General features: G+C 52.6%; 13 protein-coding genes, 2 tRNA genes and 3 rRNA genes. 11 read left to right on the forward strand and 7 right to left on the reverse strand.

Translation table 11 applies throughout. The features are described from left to right. Window positions 1–4: 4 nt before the first annotated feature. Window positions 5–580: a transcriptional regulator gene (locus tag GHC22_RS21295; RefSeq protein WP_008785982.1), complete on the forward strand. Its 576-nt coding sequence runs from the start codon at window positions 5–7 to the stop codon at window positions 578–580. A 152-nt stretch (window positions 581–732) separates the two neighbouring features. After that, a tRNA-Phe gene (locus GHC22_RS21300) sits at window positions 733–808 on the forward strand. Between the two features lie 180 nt (window positions 809–988). Here GHC22_RS21300 and GHC22_RS21305 read toward each other — a convergent pair. Beyond that, window positions 989–2,041 carry an AraC family transcriptional regulator gene (locus GHC22_RS21305; protein WP_153753870.1) on the reverse strand — a complete coding sequence of 351 codons (1,053 nt, stop codon included), beginning with the start codon at window positions 2,039–2,041 and terminating at the stop codon, window positions 989–991. 232 nt (window positions 2,042–2,273) lie between these two features. Here GHC22_RS21305 and GHC22_RS21310 point away from each other — a divergent pair, with 232 nt between their 5' ends. Both GHC22_RS21310 and GHC22_RS21315 read left to right on the forward strand, forming a co-directional pair. Next, window positions 2,274–2,894: an alpha/beta hydrolase gene (locus tag GHC22_RS21310; protein ID WP_228553207.1), complete on the forward strand. Its 621-nt coding sequence runs from the start codon at window positions 2,274–2,276 to the stop codon at window positions 2,892–2,894. Between the two features lie 82 nt (window positions 2,895–2,976). Beyond that, on the forward strand, window positions 2,977–4,638 hold the full coding sequence (locus GHC22_RS21315; RefSeq protein WP_153753872.1) for a fatty acid--CoA ligase: 1,662 nt from the start codon (window positions 2,977–2,979) through the stop codon (window positions 4,636–4,638). 298 nt (window positions 4,639–4,936) lie between these two features. Here the strand turns inward: GHC22_RS21315 and GHC22_RS21320 are convergent, their stop codons facing one another. After that, the gene (locus GHC22_RS21320; protein ID WP_153753873.1) at window positions 4,937–5,146 is read right to left on the reverse strand and encodes a hypothetical protein; all 210 of its coding nucleotides are present in this window, start codon (window positions 5,144–5,146) and stop codon (window positions 4,937–4,939) included. Here GHC22_RS21320 and GHC22_RS21325 point away from each other — a divergent pair. The 5 genes from GHC22_RS21325 (at window position 5,133) to GHC22_RS21345 (ending at window position 9,901) form a co-directional block, all read left to right on the forward strand. Further along, on the forward strand, window positions 5,133–6,113 hold the full coding sequence (locus GHC22_RS21325) for a quinone oxidoreductase (RefSeq protein ID WP_032942146.1): 981 nt from the start codon (window positions 5,133–5,135) through the stop codon (window positions 6,111–6,113). The genes GHC22_RS21320 and GHC22_RS21325 overlap by 14 nt on opposite strands. 11 nt (window positions 6,114–6,124) lie before the next feature. After that, window positions 6,125–6,973: a TauD/TfdA family dioxygenase gene (locus tag GHC22_RS21330; RefSeq protein ID WP_153753874.1), complete on the forward strand. Its 849-nt coding sequence runs from the start codon at window positions 6,125–6,127 to the stop codon at window positions 6,971–6,973. A gap of 75 nt (window positions 6,974–7,048) precedes the next feature. After that, a complete protein-coding gene (locus GHC22_RS21335) occupies window positions 7,049–8,101 on the forward strand; it encodes a 3-keto-5-aminohexanoate cleavage protein (protein WP_153753875.1) in 1,053 nt (350 codons plus the stop codon). Window positions 8,102–8,211: 110 nt separating this feature from the next. Then, window positions 8,212–9,549 carry an MFS transporter gene (locus GHC22_RS21340; protein WP_050592460.1) on the forward strand — a complete coding sequence of 446 codons (1,338 nt, stop codon included), beginning with the start codon at window positions 8,212–8,214 and terminating at the stop codon, window positions 9,547–9,549. Between the two features lie 22 nt (window positions 9,550–9,571). Continuing rightward, entirely contained in the window at window positions 9,572–9,901 is a 330-nt protein-coding gene (locus GHC22_RS21345; protein ID WP_228553209.1) for a Rieske 2Fe-2S domain-containing protein, read from the forward strand. Between the two features lie 19 nt (window positions 9,902–9,920). Here the strand turns inward: GHC22_RS21345 and GHC22_RS21350 are convergent, their stop codons facing one another. From GHC22_RS21350 to GHC22_RS21370, 5 genes are all read right to left on the reverse strand, one after another. Then, window positions 9,921–11,642 carry a SulP family inorganic anion transporter gene (locus GHC22_RS21350; protein WP_008785980.1) on the reverse strand — a complete coding sequence of 574 codons (1,722 nt, stop codon included), beginning with the start codon at window positions 11,640–11,642 and terminating at the stop codon, window positions 9,921–9,923. 505 nt (window positions 11,643–12,147) lie between these two features. Beyond that, window positions 12,148–12,263: ribosomal RNA gene (rrf, locus tag GHC22_RS21355) — 5S ribosomal RNA — on the reverse strand. A gap of 97 nt (window positions 12,264–12,360) precedes the next feature. Beyond that, window positions 12,361–15,268 (reverse strand): 23S ribosomal RNA (locus GHC22_RS21360). A gap of 221 nt (window positions 15,269–15,489) precedes the next feature. After that, window positions 15,490–15,565: transfer RNA gene (locus GHC22_RS21365), tRNA-Glu, on the reverse strand. Window positions 15,566–15,650: 85 nt separating this feature from the next. After that, window positions 15,651–17,192 (reverse strand): 16S ribosomal RNA (locus GHC22_RS21370). The 16S, 23S and 5S rRNA genes sit together here with 1 tRNA gene alongside, the layout of an rRNA operon. A gap of 600 nt (window positions 17,193–17,792) precedes the next feature. On the opposite strand from GHC22_RS21370, the gene GHC22_RS21375 reads away from it, so the two are divergent. Both GHC22_RS21375 and dcuR read left to right on the forward strand, forming a co-directional pair. Further along, window positions 17,793–19,424 carry a sensor histidine kinase gene (locus GHC22_RS21375; protein ID WP_003826772.1) on the forward strand — a complete coding sequence of 544 codons (1,632 nt, stop codon included), beginning with the start codon at window positions 17,793–17,795 and terminating at the stop codon, window positions 19,422–19,424. Continuing rightward, window positions 19,421–20,140 carry a two-component system response regulator DcuR gene (gene dcuR / locus GHC22_RS21380; RefSeq protein ID WP_008786975.1) on the forward strand — a complete coding sequence of 240 codons (720 nt, stop codon included), beginning with the start codon at window positions 19,421–19,423 and terminating at the stop codon, window positions 20,138–20,140. Before GHC22_RS21375 ends, dcuR begins: the two co-directional genes overlap by 4 nt. Window positions 20,141–20,604 lie beyond the last annotated feature (464 nt).

Genomic DNA, 20,604 nt, shown 5'->3' on the forward strand with positions numbered 1-20,604 from the left:
TACCGTGCAACGTGAAGATGTCCTGGGAGAAGCCCTGAAATTACTTGAGGTGCAAGGGATAGCCAATACCACGCTGGAAATGGTGGCCGAACGCATCGATTATCCTCTGGATGAACTGCAGCGCTTTTGGCCCGATAAAGAGGCCATTCTGTACGATGCGCTACGCTACCTCAGCCAGCGGGTGGATATCTGGCGGCGTCAGCTTTTACTGGATGACACGCTGAGCGCTGAGCAGAAATTACTGGCGCGCTACACCGCGCTCTCCGAATGCGTGAGCAATAATCGCTATCCCGGCTGTCTGTTCATCGCCGCCTGTACGTTTTACCCCGATCCCGGGCATCCGATCCATCAGTTAGCCGATCAGCAAAAAAAGGCGGCACATGACTTCACCCATGAGCTGCTGACGACGCTGGAAGTTGACGACCCGGCAATGGTCGCCAAACAGATGGAACTGGTGCTGGAAGGCTGTCTGAGCCGCATGCTGGTTAATCGTAGCCATGCTGATGTCGAAACGGCACACCGCCTGGCTGAAGATATCCTGCGCTTTGCCCAGTGCCGAATGGGCGGTGCGCTGACCTAAGCGAGCATTATCTGTTTTCGTCGCCTCTGTCGGAAATATTTGTGCAAACTTCAGGCATAACCATGCAGATTGCCGCAATATTAAGCGGTTGAACAATGTTTCCAGAAATTTGATTGACTGACAGACGTGAATACGGTTTAATGCGCCCCGTTGCCCGGATAGCTCAGTCGGTAGAGCAGGGGATTGAAAATCCCCGTGTCCTTGGTTCGATTCCGAGTCCGGGCACCACTATTTAGAAGAACCCGCCTATGGCGGGTTTTTTGCTTTCAGGGCTCCGCGAGATTTCTTATCGTTCTGACCACAGCAACTCCTACCCCACCTCATCACGACACTTAAACCTTTCACTGGAACCACGATGGTACTGCAAAAAATATAGCGGTATCAGGCACACCTCTTTTTCTGGCGTGCTTAACCGTAGGCTAAATTTGAGTAATTTATCTGAACAACCTTGGGCACAATACTGTTGCGGGAGCGCCAGGTCGCGGGAGGCATACCGAACTGGGCACTGAACCAGCGGGTGAAGGAACTGGGCATAGAGTAGCCTAGCATGTCAGCGATATGGCCAAGAGAGTAGCCTGGATTCTGCAGGTAGCGAATAACCAGATCGCGCCGCACTTCATTGATAAGCTCGCTGAAGGTCGCTCCGCTCTCTTCCAGATGGCGTTGCAGGGTCCGCACATTCATCCCCAGGGTGCGAGAGATCTGCTCTATGGTGGCGCGTCCCATGGGTAACCGCAGGTAGATAGACTTACGTACATCGAACAGCAAAGACTGGCGGTTTTCCACCAGCAGGGAGTCGAGATAGTTGCGCGCATGGCGGGCCATGGCCTTGTTGGCCAGCGGATTGGCGATGTCCAAATCGGCAGCCTTACAGACAATACCATTGAATTCACAGCCAAATTCCACCTTACAACCGAATATGCGTTTGTGGACGGTGAGATCCTTCGGCGCAGAGTGGGTGAAGTTGATGCTGATGGGATGCCAATTTGCACCAACGCCAACCTGAGCAGCGCAAAAACGATACATAACCCCAACCGCAAGCTCCGTGGCATGGCGTGACGAGATGGGGATGTCGGTGATCACCTCCTCGCGAATGATAACCGTCTTACCCGCCTCCTCAACGAAGATTGCCAGCGAGTCATTGCACAGGTGGCGATACTGCACTATCCCCTGTAGCGCATCGCGCAGAGTGGGCAGGTGACTGAGCAGCAGACTTATCTCGCCAAAATCCGACAGATGACGATGCTCCGCCATCCGCAGGCCCAGGGTATCGCACCCGCTGACGAGGGCAGACTGTTCAATAAGCTTAATGGCAGTGGAGACGGGAATGCGTTGATTAGGCATACCCAGGACGGAAGCACTGAGCCCCACCTGCGCTAATAAATGCTGCGTATTGAGGCCGAGTTGACGAGTGACGTCCAGATAATTGGTGAGGATGGCAGCTCTGGCTAAGACAGTCATAGTGCAGCTTCCTTAAAGGATTAATCTGTGTCGAAAACTGTTTGCTAACATTTAATTAGCAGTCACGTAACAAAATGGAAAGTTTTTCATCTCCGTTTTGCAACATTGACACTTCCCTTTTTTGAAAAAGTGGGATAGCGCTGGCAGAGGTCTTAGTCTTATTTGTTCCTGTCGTGAAATGACAAATCCATGGCGTCAAAAGTAAAGCAATGTGAATGTTTGGGCTTTACTGTTGCTCGCGAGACCCTGGGCTCTGGCAGGGCCCGTATGGAGAGCAAAAAGTCATATGGATAAATTGCATACCAAGGCTACAGTGCTAATCGTCCCCGGATTACGCGAACATGTAGCGGAACATTGGCAGACACATCTGGCGGCAAGCCTCGCCAACGTGCGTTCAGTACCTCCTCTGACCCAGGACAAGCTCAATTGCCGTGCTCGTGTCGAGGCCATTGCACAGGCGCTCACGCAGATAGATGGCCCCGTCATCCTGGTGGCGCACAGTGCCGGCGTACTGATGACAGTGCATTGGGCGCTGCAGCATCAACACCAAATCCAGGGGGCTTTGCTGGTCACCCCGCCAGATCTTGACGCCCTTTGGCCAGCCCAGTACCCGAGCCATGAAACCCTACAGGCTGGGGGCTGGTATCCGTTGCCACGCACGCGGTTGCCGTTTCCAAGCCTTGTGGCCCTCAGCAACAATGATCCCCTTGCCAGCGCTGACGCAGTGCGAGCCATGGCGACCGACTGGGGCAGTGAGATTGTTGAACTGGGTGCCGTGGGTCACCTCAATCCGGCAAGCGGCTTCGGTCCATGGCCCCAGGGACTGGAGCTGGTGCGCCGCCTCGACATCTGAAGCAAACGCCAGGGAGTAAAGGCCAACCTTCATCTACAATTGCCATCATACCGAGCAAATAATGAGTCAACGAGGAATCTGGATGGTGAAAACAAGAGTCATACAGTCAGCGCAGGGAGCCCATGCCTATCCGTTGCTGATCAAGAGCTTGCTGCTGTCGGGTGGGCGTTCTCATCCCGAGCGAGAAATCGTCTACGCCGACAAGCTGCGTTACGACTATCGCACCCTCAAACAGCGCATCCATCGCCTGGCAAACATGCTGACAGCGGCCGGTGTCATGCCCGGAGACACCGTCGCCCTGCTAGATTGGGACAGCCATCGCGCCCTCGAGTGCTTCTTCGCGGTGCCTATGATTGGTGCCGTGTTACACACGGTGAACGTCCGCTTCTCGGCGGACCAAATCGCTTACACCATGAATCATGCCGAGGACAACCTGGTACTGGTGCACGACGACTTCTTGCCGGTTGTCGAGTCACTGGCAGAGACGCTAACCACTGTCCGGGGATACATCCAGCTTAGCGACGAAGAATCGAAGGCAACCAGCCTGCCGGTGCTGGGGGAATATGAGCCCCTGCTGGCCGCAGCGGGAGATCGCTTTGACTTCCCCGACTTCGATGAAAACTCGGTAGCGACCTTGTTCTATACCACTGGAACCACGGGCAATCCCAAGGGGGTCTACTTCAGCCATCGTCAGCTGGTCCTGCACACACTCAATGAGCTGGGTCTCCTGGCAGCCCACGAGGGACAGTCGCTGCTACGATCGAACGATGTCTACATGCCGATCACTCCTATGTTTCACGTGCACGCCTGGGGCGCTCCCTATGTCGCAACAATGCTGGGTGTGAAGCAGGTCTACCCCGGTCGTTACGAACCCAACAAGCTGGTACGGTTCTATCGCGATGAGGGTGTAACCTTCTCGCACTGTGTGCCAACTATCTTGCAGATGATCCTCGAGTGCGACGAAGCCACGCGGACCGAGCTGTCGGGATGGAAGATGTTGCTGGGTGGCAGTTCACTGTCTCTTGGACTGGCGACACAGGCCCACCATAGGGGCATACGCATTCACGCCGGCTATGGTATGTCTGAGACCTGTCCCCTGCTCTGTATGACCCACTTAAGCGATGCCGAGCTGGCCCTTCCCATGGATGAGCAGCTACCCCTGCGGATTCGGACCGGCCTGCCTGTTCCGTTGGTGGATCTGCGTATCGTCGATGGCGAAGGTCGGGAGGTAGTGCACGACGGCGAAGCCCTGGGTGAAATAGTGGTGCGAGCCCCTTGGCTGACTCAGGGCTACCTGAAGGAACCCGAGAAAGGAGCTGAGCTATGGAATGGCAGTTGGCTGCATACCGGCGACATTGCCTCCATCGATCCCCATGGGATAGTGGAAATCAAGGATCGCATCAAAGACGTAATCAAGACGGGCGGTGAGTGGATAAGCACGCTGGAGCTGGAGAGCCTCATCAGCTCACACGCGGCGGTCAGGTCGGTAGCCGTCGTCGGGATACCTGATGAACAGTGGGGCGAACGCCCCCTGGCTCTGGTGGTTTGCAAGGAAGGGGAGGACCTGGAGCCGCAGGCCATAGTGGCGCATCTGCAAGGATTCGTCGACCGCGGCCACATCAATAAATGGGCGATCCCACGACAGATAAGAATAGTCCCGGAAATTCCCAAAACCAGCGTCGGCAAGATCAACAAGCGCTTGATCCGCGAGCTCGAAGCCAGCAATGGGAAGGAAAGCATTTAAGCGATCTGTCGCATTCATAGCGTAAGGTTAACAACAGTCACTCTGTCTATATTTCAGGTAGCATGTCGGTATCAATGCTCTGCCGGGGATCTCACCGTCCCCGCGCGGATGCTGATCGCCCTTTAGCAAAATGGGTGCCCGTTCAATGCCAGCTTCGGTGAAGTTAATATCGCCGGCATTCTCCAGTATCAAATCAATACATTCCGTCGCCAACGCATCAGTGTGGGCCATTAATAACAGGACTCTGCTTAGCACTTTTCAGCATAGTGATTGCTCATTAAATTCAAATAATTGCCCCTTAAGAAACATTATTACGGCCATCTAGCGGGGCCATATTTTGCTGGTTTCCCCCAGCTAAAATGATGAATTCACGGCGGTCGTCACGAGATGAAAAGCGGCTGTCGCCAGATGAAAAGCGAACATCTACGTAACCACCTAGATTCAATTCAGTTCGAGGCATTTTGCCCACATTAAAGACGAGCTGGAGAATAAAGATGGCCAGAGCCATACGCTTTTATGAGACTGGGGGGCCGCAGGTACTGCGCTGCGAAGACGTCAACGTCGGAGAGCCCGGCCCCGGTGAAGTTCGCCTGCGCCAGGTCACTGTCGGTCTGAACTATGCCGACACCTATTTCCGCAATGGTACCTACCCTGTCCCGATGCCGAGTGGCATGGGCGTCGAGGCGGCTGGGGTAGTCGAGGCCATCGGCACCGGGGTGACTAACGTGGCGGTGGGCGATCGTGTCACCTACACAGGGTTCCTCAATACCCTCGGCGCTTATGCAACTGAGCGACTGATCCCAGCTGCACCGCTCATCAAGCTACCCGACAACATTTCTTTCGAGACGGCTGCCGCCATGACCATGCGCGGGCTGACTTCTGCCTATTTGATGCGCCGCATCCATCACTTCAAGCCAGGTGACACCATCTTGTTGCATGCCGCCGCGGGTGGTGTCGGCCTTATCGTTGCCCAGTGGGCTAAGCTGCTCGGCTTGACTGTGATCGGCACCGTCTCCAGTGAGGCTAAAGCCGAGGTGGCTCGTGCCCATGGCTGCGATTACATCATCGACTATAGCCATGAAGATGTGGCCAAACGCGTGCGCACCCTGACTGAGGGCGTCGGCGTCAATGTTGTGTTCGACAGCGTCGGCAAGAGTACCTTCATGGGCTCGCTGGACTCGCTCAAGCGTCGCGGCCTGATGGTCTGCGTCGGCACCGCGTCCGGCCCAGTCCCACCCTTCGATCCTGTATTGCTGGCGATGAAGGGATCTCTCCATCTGACCCGCCCGGCGCTGGCCGACTACATCGCCGATCCGGTCGAAAAAGCGGCCCTTGCCGCCGAGCTATTCGAGCATGTCGGCAGCGGGCGTATCCGAATTGAGATCAACCAAAAATATGCACTGCAAGATGCGGTAAAAGCCCACAGCGATCTCGAATCTCGCAAGACCACGGGCTCATCGATCTTTGTCATCTAGGGGAGCATGGTATGCGTGTAGAACAACTGACCTACCATATCGGCGCGGAGCTAAGCGGTGTTCGTCTGGCCGACGCGATTCATGACACTGGCCTGTTTAAGGAGATCCGGGCACAACTGCTCCGACACCGGGTTCTTTTCCTGCGTAAGCAGGAAATCAGCCGTGCCGAACACGTCGCTTTCGCTAGATTATTCGGCGAGCTGGAGGATCATCCGGTGATAGGCAGTGACCCGGATCATCCTGGTTTGGTTCGTATCTACAAGACGCCAGATGTGGTGAACGAACGTTATGAAAATGCCTGGCACACCGACGCGACCTGGCGCGAAAAGCCGCCACTGGGCTGCGTGTTGCGCTGTGTCGAGAGTCCGCAAGTGGGTGGAGATACGCTCTGGGCCAACATGGTAGTGGCCTATCAGAACCTGCCCGACGATATAAAACAGAAAATAGCAGGCTTGCGTGCCTACCATAGTCTGGAAGCCAGCTTCGGAGCGACTGCCCCCATCGAGAAGCGGCTGGCACTCAAGGCACAGTTCCCGGACGCAGAGCATCCGGTGGTGCGAACCCATCCGGAAACAGATGAGAAGATCCTGTTCGTCAACGCGTTCACCACGCACTTTAGCAACTACCATACCCCGCAGCATGTTCGCTACGGACAGGACTATAGCATGGGTGGCAGTGACCTACTGCGCTATCTGATAAGCCAGGCCTACCTTCCTGAATACCAGGTTCGCTGGCGCTGGCAGTCCGACAGTATCGCCATCTGGGACAACCGCAGCACCCAGCACTATGCCGCAATGGACTACCCGCCTTGCCACCGCAAGATGGAGCGGGCCGGGATCATGGGCGACAAACCCTTCTAGATTCTATCGCCACCCAGGTGAATTTGCCTGGGTGGATCAACGACTCATCAAGACCCTTATACCAGGAGAGAATAGATGCAATTTTTTGACGATTCCCTGCACCCGGAGAACATGGAAAAGGTCGTGATCACCGTGGCTCCTTACGGCCCGGAGTGGGCGCCAGAAGACTTCCCGGAAGATATCCCAGTCACCATGGGGGAGCAAATCCAGAAGGCAGTGGATTGCTACGAAGCCGGTGCAACGGTGCTGCACCTGCATGTACGTGAGTTAGATGGTACCGGCTCCAAGCGACTGTCCAAGTTCAACGAGCTGATTGCCGGGGTGCGCAAGGCCGTACCGGATATGATTATTCAGGTTGGAGGCTCCATATCTTTCGCCCCGGAAAGTGATGGCGAGGCGGCCAAGTGGTTATCTGACGACACCCGCCACATGCTGGCTGAGCTGACGCCTAAGCCGGATCAGGTCACGGTCGCCATTAACACCACCCAGATGAACATTATGGAGCTGCTCTATCCGGAATACCTGGAAGGTACCTCTCTGGCTAACCCGGCTTTGCAGGCCGCTTACAGTGAAATGACAGTACCGGCGGGTCCGGCCTGGGTAGCAGAGCATCTCAGACGCCTACAAGCTCATGGCATCCAGCCACATTTTCAGCTGACCGGCATGCACGCCTATGAAACGCTGGAGCGTCTGGTGCGCAAGGGAATCTACATGGGCCCACTCAATCTGACCTGGATAGGCATCGGCGGCGGTTTCGATGGCCCCAACCCACATAACTTCATGAACTTCGTCCAGCGCGTACCAGATGGATGCACCCTGACAGCCGAATCCCTGCTCAAAAACGTGCTTCCCTTCAACATGATGGCCATGGCTATAGGTCTGCACCCGCGCTGCGGCATCGAGGACACCATTATTGGCCAGAACGGTCAGCGCATGAGCTCGGTCGAGCAGATCAGACAGTGTGTACGGGTGGCGCACGAGTTGGGCCGCGATGTGGCGAACGGCAAGGAAGCTCGCGCTATCTATCGTATCGGTGTGCAGTACGACAGTATCGAGCAAACTCTGATAGCCAACGGCATGGCACCGAATCGCAAAGCTGGCGAGAAAGGTGTACCGCAGCGCGGCTAAACGAGATACGCCGCTCCTCCACTGCGGGTGGGGCGGCCTGACAAACGCGGTTTGCAAAAAGGTCACCGTCGTGAGCACTCCGTGGCGCGGACAAATGAATGAGGAACTGTATGGCTACGTATCATATCAACAACGATGACGAAGCGAGCAAGGTTACCGTTCCGCGTCGTTATGCCTGGATTGTCTTTGCGCTGACCTTTGGGTTGCTTATCTCCGACTATATGTCGCGTCAGGTACTCAACGCCATCTTCCCCATGCTGAAGGGAGAATGGGCGCTTACGGATACTCAGCTTGGTCTGCTCAGCGGTATAGTGGCGCTAATGGTCGGGTTACTGACCTTCCCGCTCTCTCTGCTGGCGGATCGCTTTGGCCGGGTAAAAAGCCTGGCGCTGATGGCCATGTTGTGGAGCCTGGCGACGCTGGGCTGTGCCGTGGCCCAGAGTTACGAACAGATGTTCATCGCCCGCTTCCTGGTCGGAGTGGGCGAGGCTGCTTATGGCAGCGTTGGTATCGCCGTAGTGGTCTCTGTCTTCCCCAGGGAGATGCGGGCTACTTTGTCAGGTGCTTTCATCTCCGGCGGTATGTTTGGCTCTGTACTGGGTATGGCTTTCGGTGGTTTTCTGGCCCATCTGATGGGCTGGCGTCTGGCCTTCGCTGGCATGGCGCTGTTCGGGCTGGTGCTGGCGGCGCTCTATCCCATCATCGTCAAGGAAGGCCGCATTTCGCCCGCGGGTAGCGTAGCTCGCCCTGCCCCTGCGGCCTACAGCAAGTCGTTGCGTACGCTCTATTCCAGTCGCTCCGTGATTTCGGCCTATGTTGGTAGCGGCTTGCAACTGTTTGTCGGCGGAACCGTCATCGTCTGGATGCCGAGCTATCTTAACCGTTATTACGAAATGGGCACGGATAAGGCGGGAAGCATTGCCGCCATAATAGTGCTGTTCAGCGGCGCGGGTATGATCCTCTGCGGCATTCTGAGCGACAAGTTGTGCCGGAACAGACCCGATCGCAAGATAAGCCTGGCCATTTTCTACAGCCTCAGCAGTTGCGCACTCTTGTCGCTGGCGTTCGCCTTGCCGACCGGTTTGCCCCAGCTGGTCTCGATTTGTCTGGGCATGTTCATCGCCACTGGCACTTCGGGCCCAGCGGGTGCCATGGTCGCCAACTTGACCAGCGCCAGCGTACACGGCACAGCCTTTGCCACCCTGACCCTGGCCAACAATTTGCTCGGGCTGGCACCTGGTCCCTTTGTCACGGGACATATCTCCGATCTTATCGGTCTGGATAAAGCCTTCCAGCTAGTGCCTCTGGTCAGTATCGTGGTGGCAGCCATCTTCTTCTATGCCAAGCGGCACTATCACAAAGATATGGCCAGGCTGGAAAGTGATTCACCACCATCCATTGCTTGTGAACCGGACGCCACTCCCCATACCCATGGGGCTCGGACATAAACAGAATCGTGAAAGGAACCGCATGATGAAAGCAAAATACATCACCGTTCCGGCCGGGCGCGTACCCGCTCCCGGTCAACGCGCCTTGATCGAGACAGAGGGCAAGAGTCTGGCGCTGTTCAACGTTGCCGGGCAGTTCCACGCCATTGATGATAGCTGTCCCCATCAGGGGGCGTCCCTGTGCGGAGGTCGTTTGGAAGGGGAAGTTATCCAGTGCTGCGCCCACGGTCTACGTTTCGATCTGCGCACAGGGTATCTGCTCAATTCAACCCAGCTTAAGGTCTGTCGCTACCCAGTCGAGCAAGTAGGCAATCAGCTCATTATCGTCATCGGCGCCTCCCATCCAGCCTGATAATTTTCCTAAATTGGGTTTATTCAACGACGCCGGATTCCCCCTCACTCATGCTTTCTTTGCTTTGAATGAACCGGAGAGCCAAATAAAGGTCTGGTGCCAGAATCATGTCGTCATCTTTCATTGTCGGTCGACTCTCCTTAAACCAGCGTGTTAACTCCGTTTTCCGGCCCGCAAGAATTAACTTAATCTGCCGCCCCTTCAGGTCCCGTTTTAACTCATTAATGGTTGCCAGAACGCTGATATCTGAATAGGTAAAGCAAGAAACGGCGTCAATGACCACCCATTTAGGTTGTAGTACTGCACCATCGACTAAATTCAAAACGCGGCGCTTAAAATAGGCCACATTAAAATAGGTCAGCGGTGAGTTAAATCGGTACATCAACACGCCAGGGATCATTTTCACATCAGTTGAATTACCTAATGAGTGAATCATTCCATGTTCGTCAATTCCCAATAAGTGTTCAGTAGGACGAAAAACTGTGCGCAGGAACTGCAACAGACCCAGCAATACCGCAAGGCCAATCCCCTGAATAACACCAATAATCAGAACACAGCCAAAGGTGAAGAACGCCAGGCGAAATGCGGGTTTATTTCTTCGCCTCAGGTTCCAGAGTCCGCGTAAATCAATTAATGACCACGATGCATAAATTAGAACAATGCCTAATGCAGATACCGGAATAAATTGTAATGGCTGCGTGAAAAATACCACGACGATTCCGATGATTAAGGCAGCAACAACGGAAACAAGCTGGCTTTTCCCTCCAGAGGAATCATTTACCGCAGTCCGGGAATCGGCTCCGCTAATCGCAAACCCCTGAGATAAGCCAGACATTAGATTCGCGACACCCAAAGCCCTGAACTCAGCATCAGCATTTATTTCGTATCCGTTTTTTGCGGCAAAACTGCGAGCGGTTAGCATCAGGCTAACAAAACTGACTAACGCCAGGTTCAGCGCAGGGATCAATAAATCACGCGCCAGACCAGGCTGAAACGATCCCCAGTGAACGACGGGCAAACCAGACTGAAAGCCCGATCCCCCAATAGTGGCAATCCCATACTGCTGCGCAGATGTAATCCATACCAGCGCCGTTGTTATCACAATAGCAATCAACGGTGCTGGCCATTGGCTACGAAACGTTTTGATAGCTATTAAAATCGCTAACGTTAGGATGGAGATACCTAAGGTTAATAAATGAATTTCTGAGAGTCGGCCAGGCAGGGCAATGATCTTCTCAATCACTTGCTCTTCATCAAGCGTAATCCCCAACACCTTACCGAGTTGCCCGACAATAATCGTCACGGCAACCCCGTTAAGCAGACCCGTTAGAATGGGATGCGAAAGCAAGTCAGCAAGCGCACCCAGGCGAAATTTACTGGCAAGCAGGCACCATCCCCCCATCATCACAGTCATGACAATTGTCAACTGCCAGTGAAGTTCTGGGTTTCCGGCAGAAAGAGGAACCACAACGGCCGCAATCACCGCGCAGGTCGTGGCATCAGGACCAACAATCAATTGGCGGGAAGAACCAAACAGCGCATAAGCTAGCATTGGCAAAACGCAGGAATATAACCCGACGATAGCCCCGACTCCCGCCAACTCAGCGTAAGCAATCGCAACCGGTAGTGCTACGGCAGCAACGGATAACCCGGCTTTAACATCATGTTTTAGCCAGCTTTTATCGTACGCTAATAAATTTTTTAGCCCTGGCATGTAGTTTAATACCATTTTTCCGAACACTTTATTCTCCGGATAGACCCTTACTTATAGATAAAGGTACACGTAACTGTCGCAGGCGATCCTGATATTTTCGGGAGGTAATACAGAAAATTCAGATTGGGGGTTTACTGCATATACCGCAGGATGGCTTGTGTTATGGAGGCTCAGGATATAGCTTTGCACCCGATGGTGCGGTGTTGTGATGTGCCTGATGCGCTGCGCTTATCAGGCCTACAAAATACGTTCAGCCCGGCCCCTGCAGGCCGGATAAGGCGGTACGCCGCATCCGGCGGTTTTCATCCCGCACAGACGCAAAAAAGCCCATCCGGCAGGATGGGCTTCTTCACTTTAATTAATGCCTGGCAGTTTATGGCGGGCGTCCTGCCCGCCACCCTCCGGGCCGTTGCTGCGCAACGTTCAAATCCGCTCCCGGCGGATTTGTCCTCCTCAGGAGAGCACTCACCGACAGACAACAGATAAAACAAAAGGCCCAGTCTTTCGACTGAGCCTTTCGCTTTTATTTGATGCCTGGCAGTTCCCTACTCTCGCATGGGGAGACCCCACACTACCATCGGCGCTACGGCGTTTCACTTCTGAGTTCGGCATGGGGTCAGGTGGGACCACCGCGCTACAGCCGCCAGGCAAATTCTGTTTATCAACACGCTTTTGCATGTCAATCTAATCTGTAATCAAGCTGAATCTTGTGTCTGTCTCTTCGCCAAAACATCTTCGGCGTTGTAAGGTTAAGCCTCACGGTTCATTAGTATCGGTTAGCTCAATGTATCGCTACACTTACACACCCGACCTATCAACGTCGTCGTCTTCAACGTTCCTTCAGGACTCTCAGGGAGTCAGGGAGAACTCATCTCGGGGCAAGTTTCGTGCTTAGATGCTTTCAGCACTTATCTCTTCCGCATTTAGCTACCGGGCAATGCCATTGGCATGACAACCCGAACACCAGTGATGCGTCCACTCCGGTCCTCTCGTACTAGGAGCAGCCCCCCTCAATTCTCCAGCGCCCACGGCAGATAGGGACCGAACTGTCTCACGACGTTCTAAACCCAGCTCGCGTACCACTTTAAATGGCGAACAGCCATACCCTTGGGACCTACTTCAGCCCCAGGATGTGATGAGCCGACATCGAGGTGCCAAACACCGCCGTCGATATGAACTCTTGGGCGGTATCAGCCTGTTATCCCCGGAGTACCTTTTATCCGTTGAGCGATGGCCCTTCCATTCAGAACCACCGGATCACTAAGACCTGCTTTCGCACCTGCTCGAGCCGTCACTCTCGCAGTCAAGCTAGCTTATGCCTTTGCACTAACCTCCTGATGTCCGACCAGGATTAGCTAACCTTCGTGCTCCTCCGTTACTCTTTAGGAGGAGACCGCCCCAGTCAAACTACCCACCAGACACTGTCCGCAACCCGGATTACGGGTCTACGTTAGAACACCAGCCATTAAAGGGTGGTATTTCAAGGATGGCTCCATGCAGACTGGCGTCCACACTTCAAAGCCTCCCACCTATCCTACACATCAAGGACCAGTGTTCAGTGTCAAGCTATAGTAAAGGTTCACGGGGTCTTTCCGTCTTGCCGCGGGTACACTGCATCTTCACAGCGAGTTCAATTTCACTGAGTCTCGGGTGGAGACAGCCTGGCCATCATTACGCCATTCGTGCAGGTCGGAACTTACCCGACAAGGAATTTCGCTACCTTAGGACCGTTATAGTTACGGCCGCCGTTTACCGGGGCTTCGATCAAGAGCTTCTCCTTACGGATAACCCCATCAATTAACCTTCCGGCACCGGGCAGGCGTCACACCGTATACGTCCACTTTCGTGTTTGCACAGTGCTGTGTTTTTAATAAACAGTTGCAGCCAGCTGGTATCTTCGACTGATTTCAGCTCCATGGGTAAACCACTTCACCTACATATCAGCGTGCCTTCTCCCGAAGTTACGGCACCATTTTGCCTAGTTCCTTCACCCGAGTTCTCTCAAGCGCCTTGGTATTCTCTACCTGACCACCTGTGTCGGTTTGGGGTACGATTTCGTGTTACCTGATGCTTAGAGGCTTTTCCTGGAAGCAGGGCATTTGTTACTTCAGCACCGTAGTGCCTCGTCATCACACCTCAGCGTTAATAAGGTACCGGATTTACCTGGAACCTCCGCCTACATGCTTAAACCGGGACAACCGTCGCCCGGCTAACATAGCCTTCTCCGTCCCCCCTTCGCAGTAACACCAAGTACAGGAATATTAACCTGTTTCCCATCGACTACGCCTTTCGGCCTCGCCTTAGGGGTCGACTCACCCTGCCCCGATTAACGTTGGACAGGAACCCTTGGTCTTCCGGCGTGCGGGTTTTTCACCCGCATTATCGTTACTTATGTCAGCATTCGCACTTCTGATACCTCCAGCATACCTCACGATACACCTTCAACGGCTTACAGAACGCTCCCCTACCCAACAACACATAGTGTCGCTGCCGCAGCTTCGGTGCATGGTTTAGCCCCGTTACATCTTCCGCGCAGGCCGACTCGACCAGTGAGCTATTACGCTTTCTTTAAATGATGGCTGCTTCTAAGCCAACATCCTGGCTGTCTGTGCCTTCCCACATCGTTTCCCACTTAACCATGACTTTGGGACCTTAGCTGGCGGTCTGGGTTGTTTCCCTCTTCACGACGGACGTTAGCACCCGCCGTGTGTCTCCCGTGATAACATTCTTCGGTATTCGCAGTTTGCATCGGGTTGGTAAGTCGGGATGACCCCCTAGCCGAAACAGTGCTCTACCCCCGAAGATGAGTTCACGAGGCGCTACCTAAATAGCTTTCGGGGAGAACCAGCTATCTCCCGGTTTGATTGGCCTTTCACCCCCAGCCACAAGTCATCCGCTAATTTTTCAACATTAGTCGGTTCGGTCCTCCAGTTAGTGTTACCCAACCTTCAACCTGCCCATGGCTAGATCACCGGGTTTCGGGTCTATACCCTGCAACTTAACGCCCAGTTAAGACTCGGTTTCCCTTCGGCTCCCCTATTCGGTTAACCTTGCTACAGAATATAAGTCGCTGACCCATTATACAAAAGGTACGCAGTCACACCCCAAAGGGTGCTCCCACTGCTTGTACGTACACGGTTTCAGGTTCTTTTTCACTCCCCTCGCCGGGGTTCTTTTCGCCTTTCCCTCACGGTACTGGTTCACTATCGGTCAGTCAGGAGTATTTAGCCTTGGAGGATGGTCCCCCCATATTCAGACAGGATACCACGTGTCCCGCCCTACTCTTCGAGTTCACAACACATGCACTTTTGTGTACGGGACTTTCACCCTGTATCGTGCGACTTTCCAGACGCTTCCACTAACACACATGCTGATTCAGACTCTGGGCTGCTCCCCGTTCGCTCGCCGCTACTGGGGGAATCTCGGTTGATTTCTTTTCCTCGGGGTACTTAGATGTTTCAGTTCCCCCGGTTCGCTTCATTACGCTATGTATTCACGTAATGATAGTGTGACGAATCACACTGGGTTTCCCCATTCGGAAATCGCCGGTTATAACGGTTCATATCACCTTACCGACGCTTATCGCAGATTAGCACGTCCTTCATCGCCTCTGACTGCCAGGGCATCCACCGTGTACGCTTAGTCGCTTAACCTCACAACCCGAAGATGTTTCTTTCGATTCATCATCGACTTGCAAAAATTTGAGAGACTCGAACACACCGCTTTTCATTTCTTATTACGGAGAAATGAAACAGTGTGTCGTTTCAATTTTCAGCTTGATCCAGATTTTTAAAGAGCAAATATCTCAAACGTGACTTGTAAGTCAGTTTTGAGATACTTCGGTCGGCGACTTTCACTCACACATACCAGCAAGTGGCGTCCCCTAGGGGATTCGAACCCCTGTTACCGCCGTGAAAGGGCGGTGTCCTGGGCCTCTAGACGAAGGGGACACTGAAGTCTCAATCGCAAGACGCCTTGCTATTTACTTTTCATCAGACAATCTGTGTGAGCACTACAAAGAACGTTTCTTTAAGGTAAGGAGGTGATCCAACCGCAGGTTCCCCTACGGTTACCTTGTTACGACTTCACCCCAGTCATGAATCACAAAGTGGTAAGCGCCCTCCCGAAGGTTAAGCTACCTACTTCTTTTGCAACCCACTCCCATGGTGTGACGGGCGGTGTGTACAAGGCCCGGGAACGTATTCACCGTGGCATTCTGATCCACGATTACTAGCGATTCCGACTTCATGGAGTCGAGTTGCAGACTCCAATCCGGACTACGACATACTTTATGAGGTCCGCTTGCTCTCGCGAGGTCGCTTCTCTTTGTATATGCCATTGTAGCACGTGTGTAGCCCTACTCGTAAGGGCCATGATGACTTGACGTCATCCCCACCTTCCTCCAGTTTATCACTGGCAGTCTCCTTTGAGTTCCCGGCCGAACCGCTGGCAACAAAGGATAAGGGTTGCGCTCGTTGCGGGACTTAACCCAACATTTCACAACACGAGCTGACGACAGCCATGCAGCACCTGTCTCAGAGTTCCCGAAGGCACCAAAGCATCTCTGCTAAGTTCTCTGGATGTCAAGAGTAGGTAAGGTTCTTCGCGTTGCATCGAATTAAACCACATGCTCCACCGCTTGTGCGGGCCCCCGTCAATTCATTTGAGTTTTAACCTTGCGGCCGTACTCCCCAGGCGGTCGACTTAACGCGTTAGCTCCGGAAGCCACGCCTCAAGGGCACAACCTCCAAGTCGACATCGTTTACGGCGTGGACTACCAGGGTATCTAATCCTGTTTGCTCCCCACGCTTTCGCACCTGAGCGTCAGTCTTTGTCCAGGGGGCCGCCTTCGCCACCGGTATTCCTCCAGATCTCTACGCATTTCACCGCTACACCTGGAATTCTACCCCCCTCTACAAGACTCTAGCCTGCCAGTTTCGGATGCAGTTCCCAGGTTGAGCCCGGGGATTTCACATCCGACTTGACAGACCGCCTGCGTGCGCTTTACGCCCAGTAATTCCGATTAACGCTTGCACCCTCCGTATTACCGCGGCTGCTGGCACGGAGTTAGCCGGTGCTTCTTCTGCGAGTAACGTCAATTGCTGCGGTTATTAACCACAACACCTTCCTCCTCGCTGAAAGTACTTTACAACCCGAAGGCCTTCTTCATACACGCGGCATGGCTGCATCAGGCTTGCGCCCATTGTGCAATATTCCCCACTGCTGCCTCCCGTAGGAGTCTGGACCGTGTCTCAGTTCCAGTGTGGCTGGTCATCCTCTCAGACCAGCTAGGGATCGTCGCCTAGGTGAGCCGTTACCCCACCTACTAGCTAATCCCATCTGGGCACATCCGATGGCAAGAGGCCCGAAGGTCCCCCTCTTTGGTCTTGCGACGTTATGCGGTATTAGCTACCGTTTCCAGTAGTTATCCCCCTCCATCGGGCAGTTTCCCAGACATTACTCACCCGTCCGCCACTCGTCACCCAAGGAGCAAGCTCCTCTGTGCTACCGTTCGACTTGCATGTGTTAGGCCTGCCGCCAGCGTTCAATCTGAGCCATGATCAAACTCTTCAATTTAAAAGTTTGATGCTCAATGAATTAAACTTCGTAATGAATTACGTGTTCACTCGTTGAGACTTGGTATTCATTTTTCGTCTTGCGACGTTAAGAATCCGTATCTTCGAGTGCCCACACAGATTGTCTGATAAATTGTTAAAGAGCAGTTGCGACGCGCTTTAGCGCTCTGTCGCGAGGTGGCGTATATTACGCTTTCCTCTTTCAGAGTCAACCCTCATTTTCAGGTTTTTCTCTTCAACCGAACCGGCTGTTTGTGTGAAGTGATTCACATCCGCCGTGTCGATGGAGGCGCATTATAGGGAGTTTCCTGCGGCCCGCAACCCTTAAATGACAGAAAAATGACTGACTGCTGCATTCCACAGCAAAACCCCGCCTTATACCCATTTACACACAGAGTTATCCACAATCGTAAGGAAATTATCTGTAAGCGTCCCTAAAAAGGGAGAGAATCGGTATGAAAACCTCTATATAGAAAGAAATTCACTCTACGCTATATAAAGAAGAAGGACTGACAACTTAAGCGCCATAATCCCTACCACCTTTGAATTACGCACCCCATCAGGCAATAATACCCGCACAAACCGTGATTTCAGGACCGTGATGAGATACTCCCTGCAACGTACTGCTATACGTAAACGCCCGATGAAGCTTGGCACCACCGTGATCCTCATGGTTAGTGCAGTACTCTTCTCCGTGCTGCTTGTCGTTCATCTGATTTATTTCTCGCAGATCAGCAACATGACGCGCGATGCATTAGCGAGTAAAGCTCTTGCGGTCGCGCGAACGCTAGCCAACTCTCCGGAGATCCGCCAGGGACTAATGAAAAAGCCCGAGGAAAGCGGCATTCAGGCGATTGCCCAGGCGGTGAATAAGAGCAACGACTTTTTGTTTATCGTCGTCACTGATATGCAAAGCATTCGTTACTCCCATCCCGAAGCGCAGCGAATCGGTCAGCCATTTAAAGGTGATGACATATTGCTGGCCCTGCAGGGTAAAGAGAATGTCGCCATTAATCGCGGATTCCTGGCTAAAGCTCTACGTGTATTTACTCCTATCTATGACGAACATCATCGGCAGATTGGCGTCGTGTCGATCGGCCTTGAGCTCAGCCGGGTGACTGAGCAGATCAATAACAGCCGCGGCAGCATCATCTGGTCAATCTTATTTGGCGTGCTGGTTGGACTGCTCGGCACATGGGTATTTGTCAAAGTCCTCAAGCGCATTCTGTTTGGCCTGGAGCCTTATGAAATCTCCAATCTGTTCGAACAACGCCAGGCGATGCTGCACTCTATAAAGGAAGGTGTTATTGCCGTTGACGAATGCGGTGAAGTGACCCTGATTAACCAGGCGGCGCAGGAGCTGCTGGATTATCACAAATCACAAGATGATGCCCAGCTCTCCACACTCAGCCATGCGTGGTCACAGGTGGTCGATTTTTCACAGGTACTACATGACGGAACGCCGCGCCGCGATGAAGAGATCATGGTGAAGGATCGGCTACTCTTAATTAACACGGTCCCGGTACTCAGCAACGGTAAAATCATCGGTGCCATTTCAACCTTCAGAGATAAGACTGAAGTCCGAAAACTAATGCAACGTCTGGATGGTATGGTCAACTATGCCGACGCACTTCGTGAACGATCCCACGAATTCATGAATAAATTGCACGTGATTCTGGGATTATTGCATCTGAAAAGTTATAAGCAGCTTGAAAATTACATCCTGAAGACCGCAAACAATTATCAGGAAGAAATTGGCTCACTGTTAGGAAAAATAAAATCACCGGTGATCGCAGGATTTTTACTCAGTAAGATTAATCGCACATCTGATTTAGGCCATAGTCTGGTCATTAGCAATGAAAGCCAGTTACCGGAAAATAGCAACGAAGATCAGGTGGCGGTACTGATTACCGTTCTGGGGAATCTGATTGAAAACGCCCTGGAGGCGCTAGGTCAAGAACCTGGTGGTGAGATCAGCGTATCCTTGCATTATCGACACGGCTGGTTGCATTGCGAAGTGAATGACGATGGTCCGGGGATTGCCCCCGAAAACATTGAGCACATCTTTGAGAAGGGCGTTTCGTCAAAAGGAACCGAACGGGGCGTTGGTTTAGCGCTTGTTAAACAACAGGTTGAAAACGTTGGCGGTAATATTTCCGTCGAGTCTGAACCAGGGATCTTCACCCAATTTTTTGTACAGTTACCGTGGAATGGTGAGAGGGCCAGCAGATGATCAATGTCTTAATTGTCGATGACGATGCAATGGTAGCGGAATTAAACCGCCGTTATGTCGCGCAACTCTCAGGTTTTCACTGCTGCGGCACAGCCTCCACGCTGGAGAAAGCAAAAGAGATAATCTTTCATAGCGGTCATCATATCGATCTGATTTTGCTAGATATTTATATGCAAAAAGAAAACGGTCTGGACCTGCTACCGGTTCTGCACAGCGAAGGTTGCAAGTGTGATGTCATCGTCATCTCTTCCGCCGCTGATGCCACCACCATCAAAGATTCACTTCACTACGGTGTTGTTGACTACCTGATCAAACCTTTCCAGGCTTCCCGGTTTGAAGAGGCGCTCACCGGCTGGCTGCACAAGAAAAATGAGATGGACAAGCATCAGTACTATGAACAGTCTGAGCTTGACCAGCTGATTCACGGCAGCTCTTCCAATGAACAGGAAGCACGGCGCTTACCTAAAGGGTTAACGCCACAAACGTTACGCACGCTGTGTCAGTGGATTGATGAGCACCAGGATCAGGAGTTCTCCACGGATGAGCTGGCCAACGAGGTCAATATCTCGCGCGTCTCTTGCCGTAAATACCTTATCTGGCTCGTCAATTGTCACATCTTATTTACCAGCATCCATTATGGCGTGACCGGCAGACCTGTTTATCGTTATCGTGTGCAGGCTGAACACTACTCATTGCTTAAACAATATTGCCAATAAATACACTTGGGATTATTTGTTATTTGAAAGTAACAATTATTAAAATAATGAAAAATCCCAATTTCACCAGCTGGCACTGTAAAATTATAAATTTGCGTTAGATCAAATATATTTGTATCCGGCATGTTAAATGTATTATTTTAATATTGACAACCATCACACTGTTTTTAATTTCAAAATCGCTAACAAAAGTTAATTAAGTATTATCTAACTCGCAGAGTGTGTATTTTTACCCATAAAGGATTAGTCTGAAATTAACCAGACATAAAAAATCTAGACTGGTAGCAATGGAGACCATGCTACGTACCATGGACACCGTACATTTTTGTGAGCAAATAAAAGTATCCGCACGCCGACCTCATCACATTATGAGATGGCGTGACCGTGATCACATAAATAATCTACTCACCCATTCTGTCGGTGGTTCACGTAATAGCGGAAAACGCAAAACAGATAAATTACAG

The organism is Citrobacter sp. H12-3-2, assembly GCF_009649895.1.
GTDB classification, from domain to species: Bacteria; Pseudomonadota; Gammaproteobacteria; order Enterobacterales; family Enterobacteriaceae; genus Citrobacter; species Citrobacter portucalensis.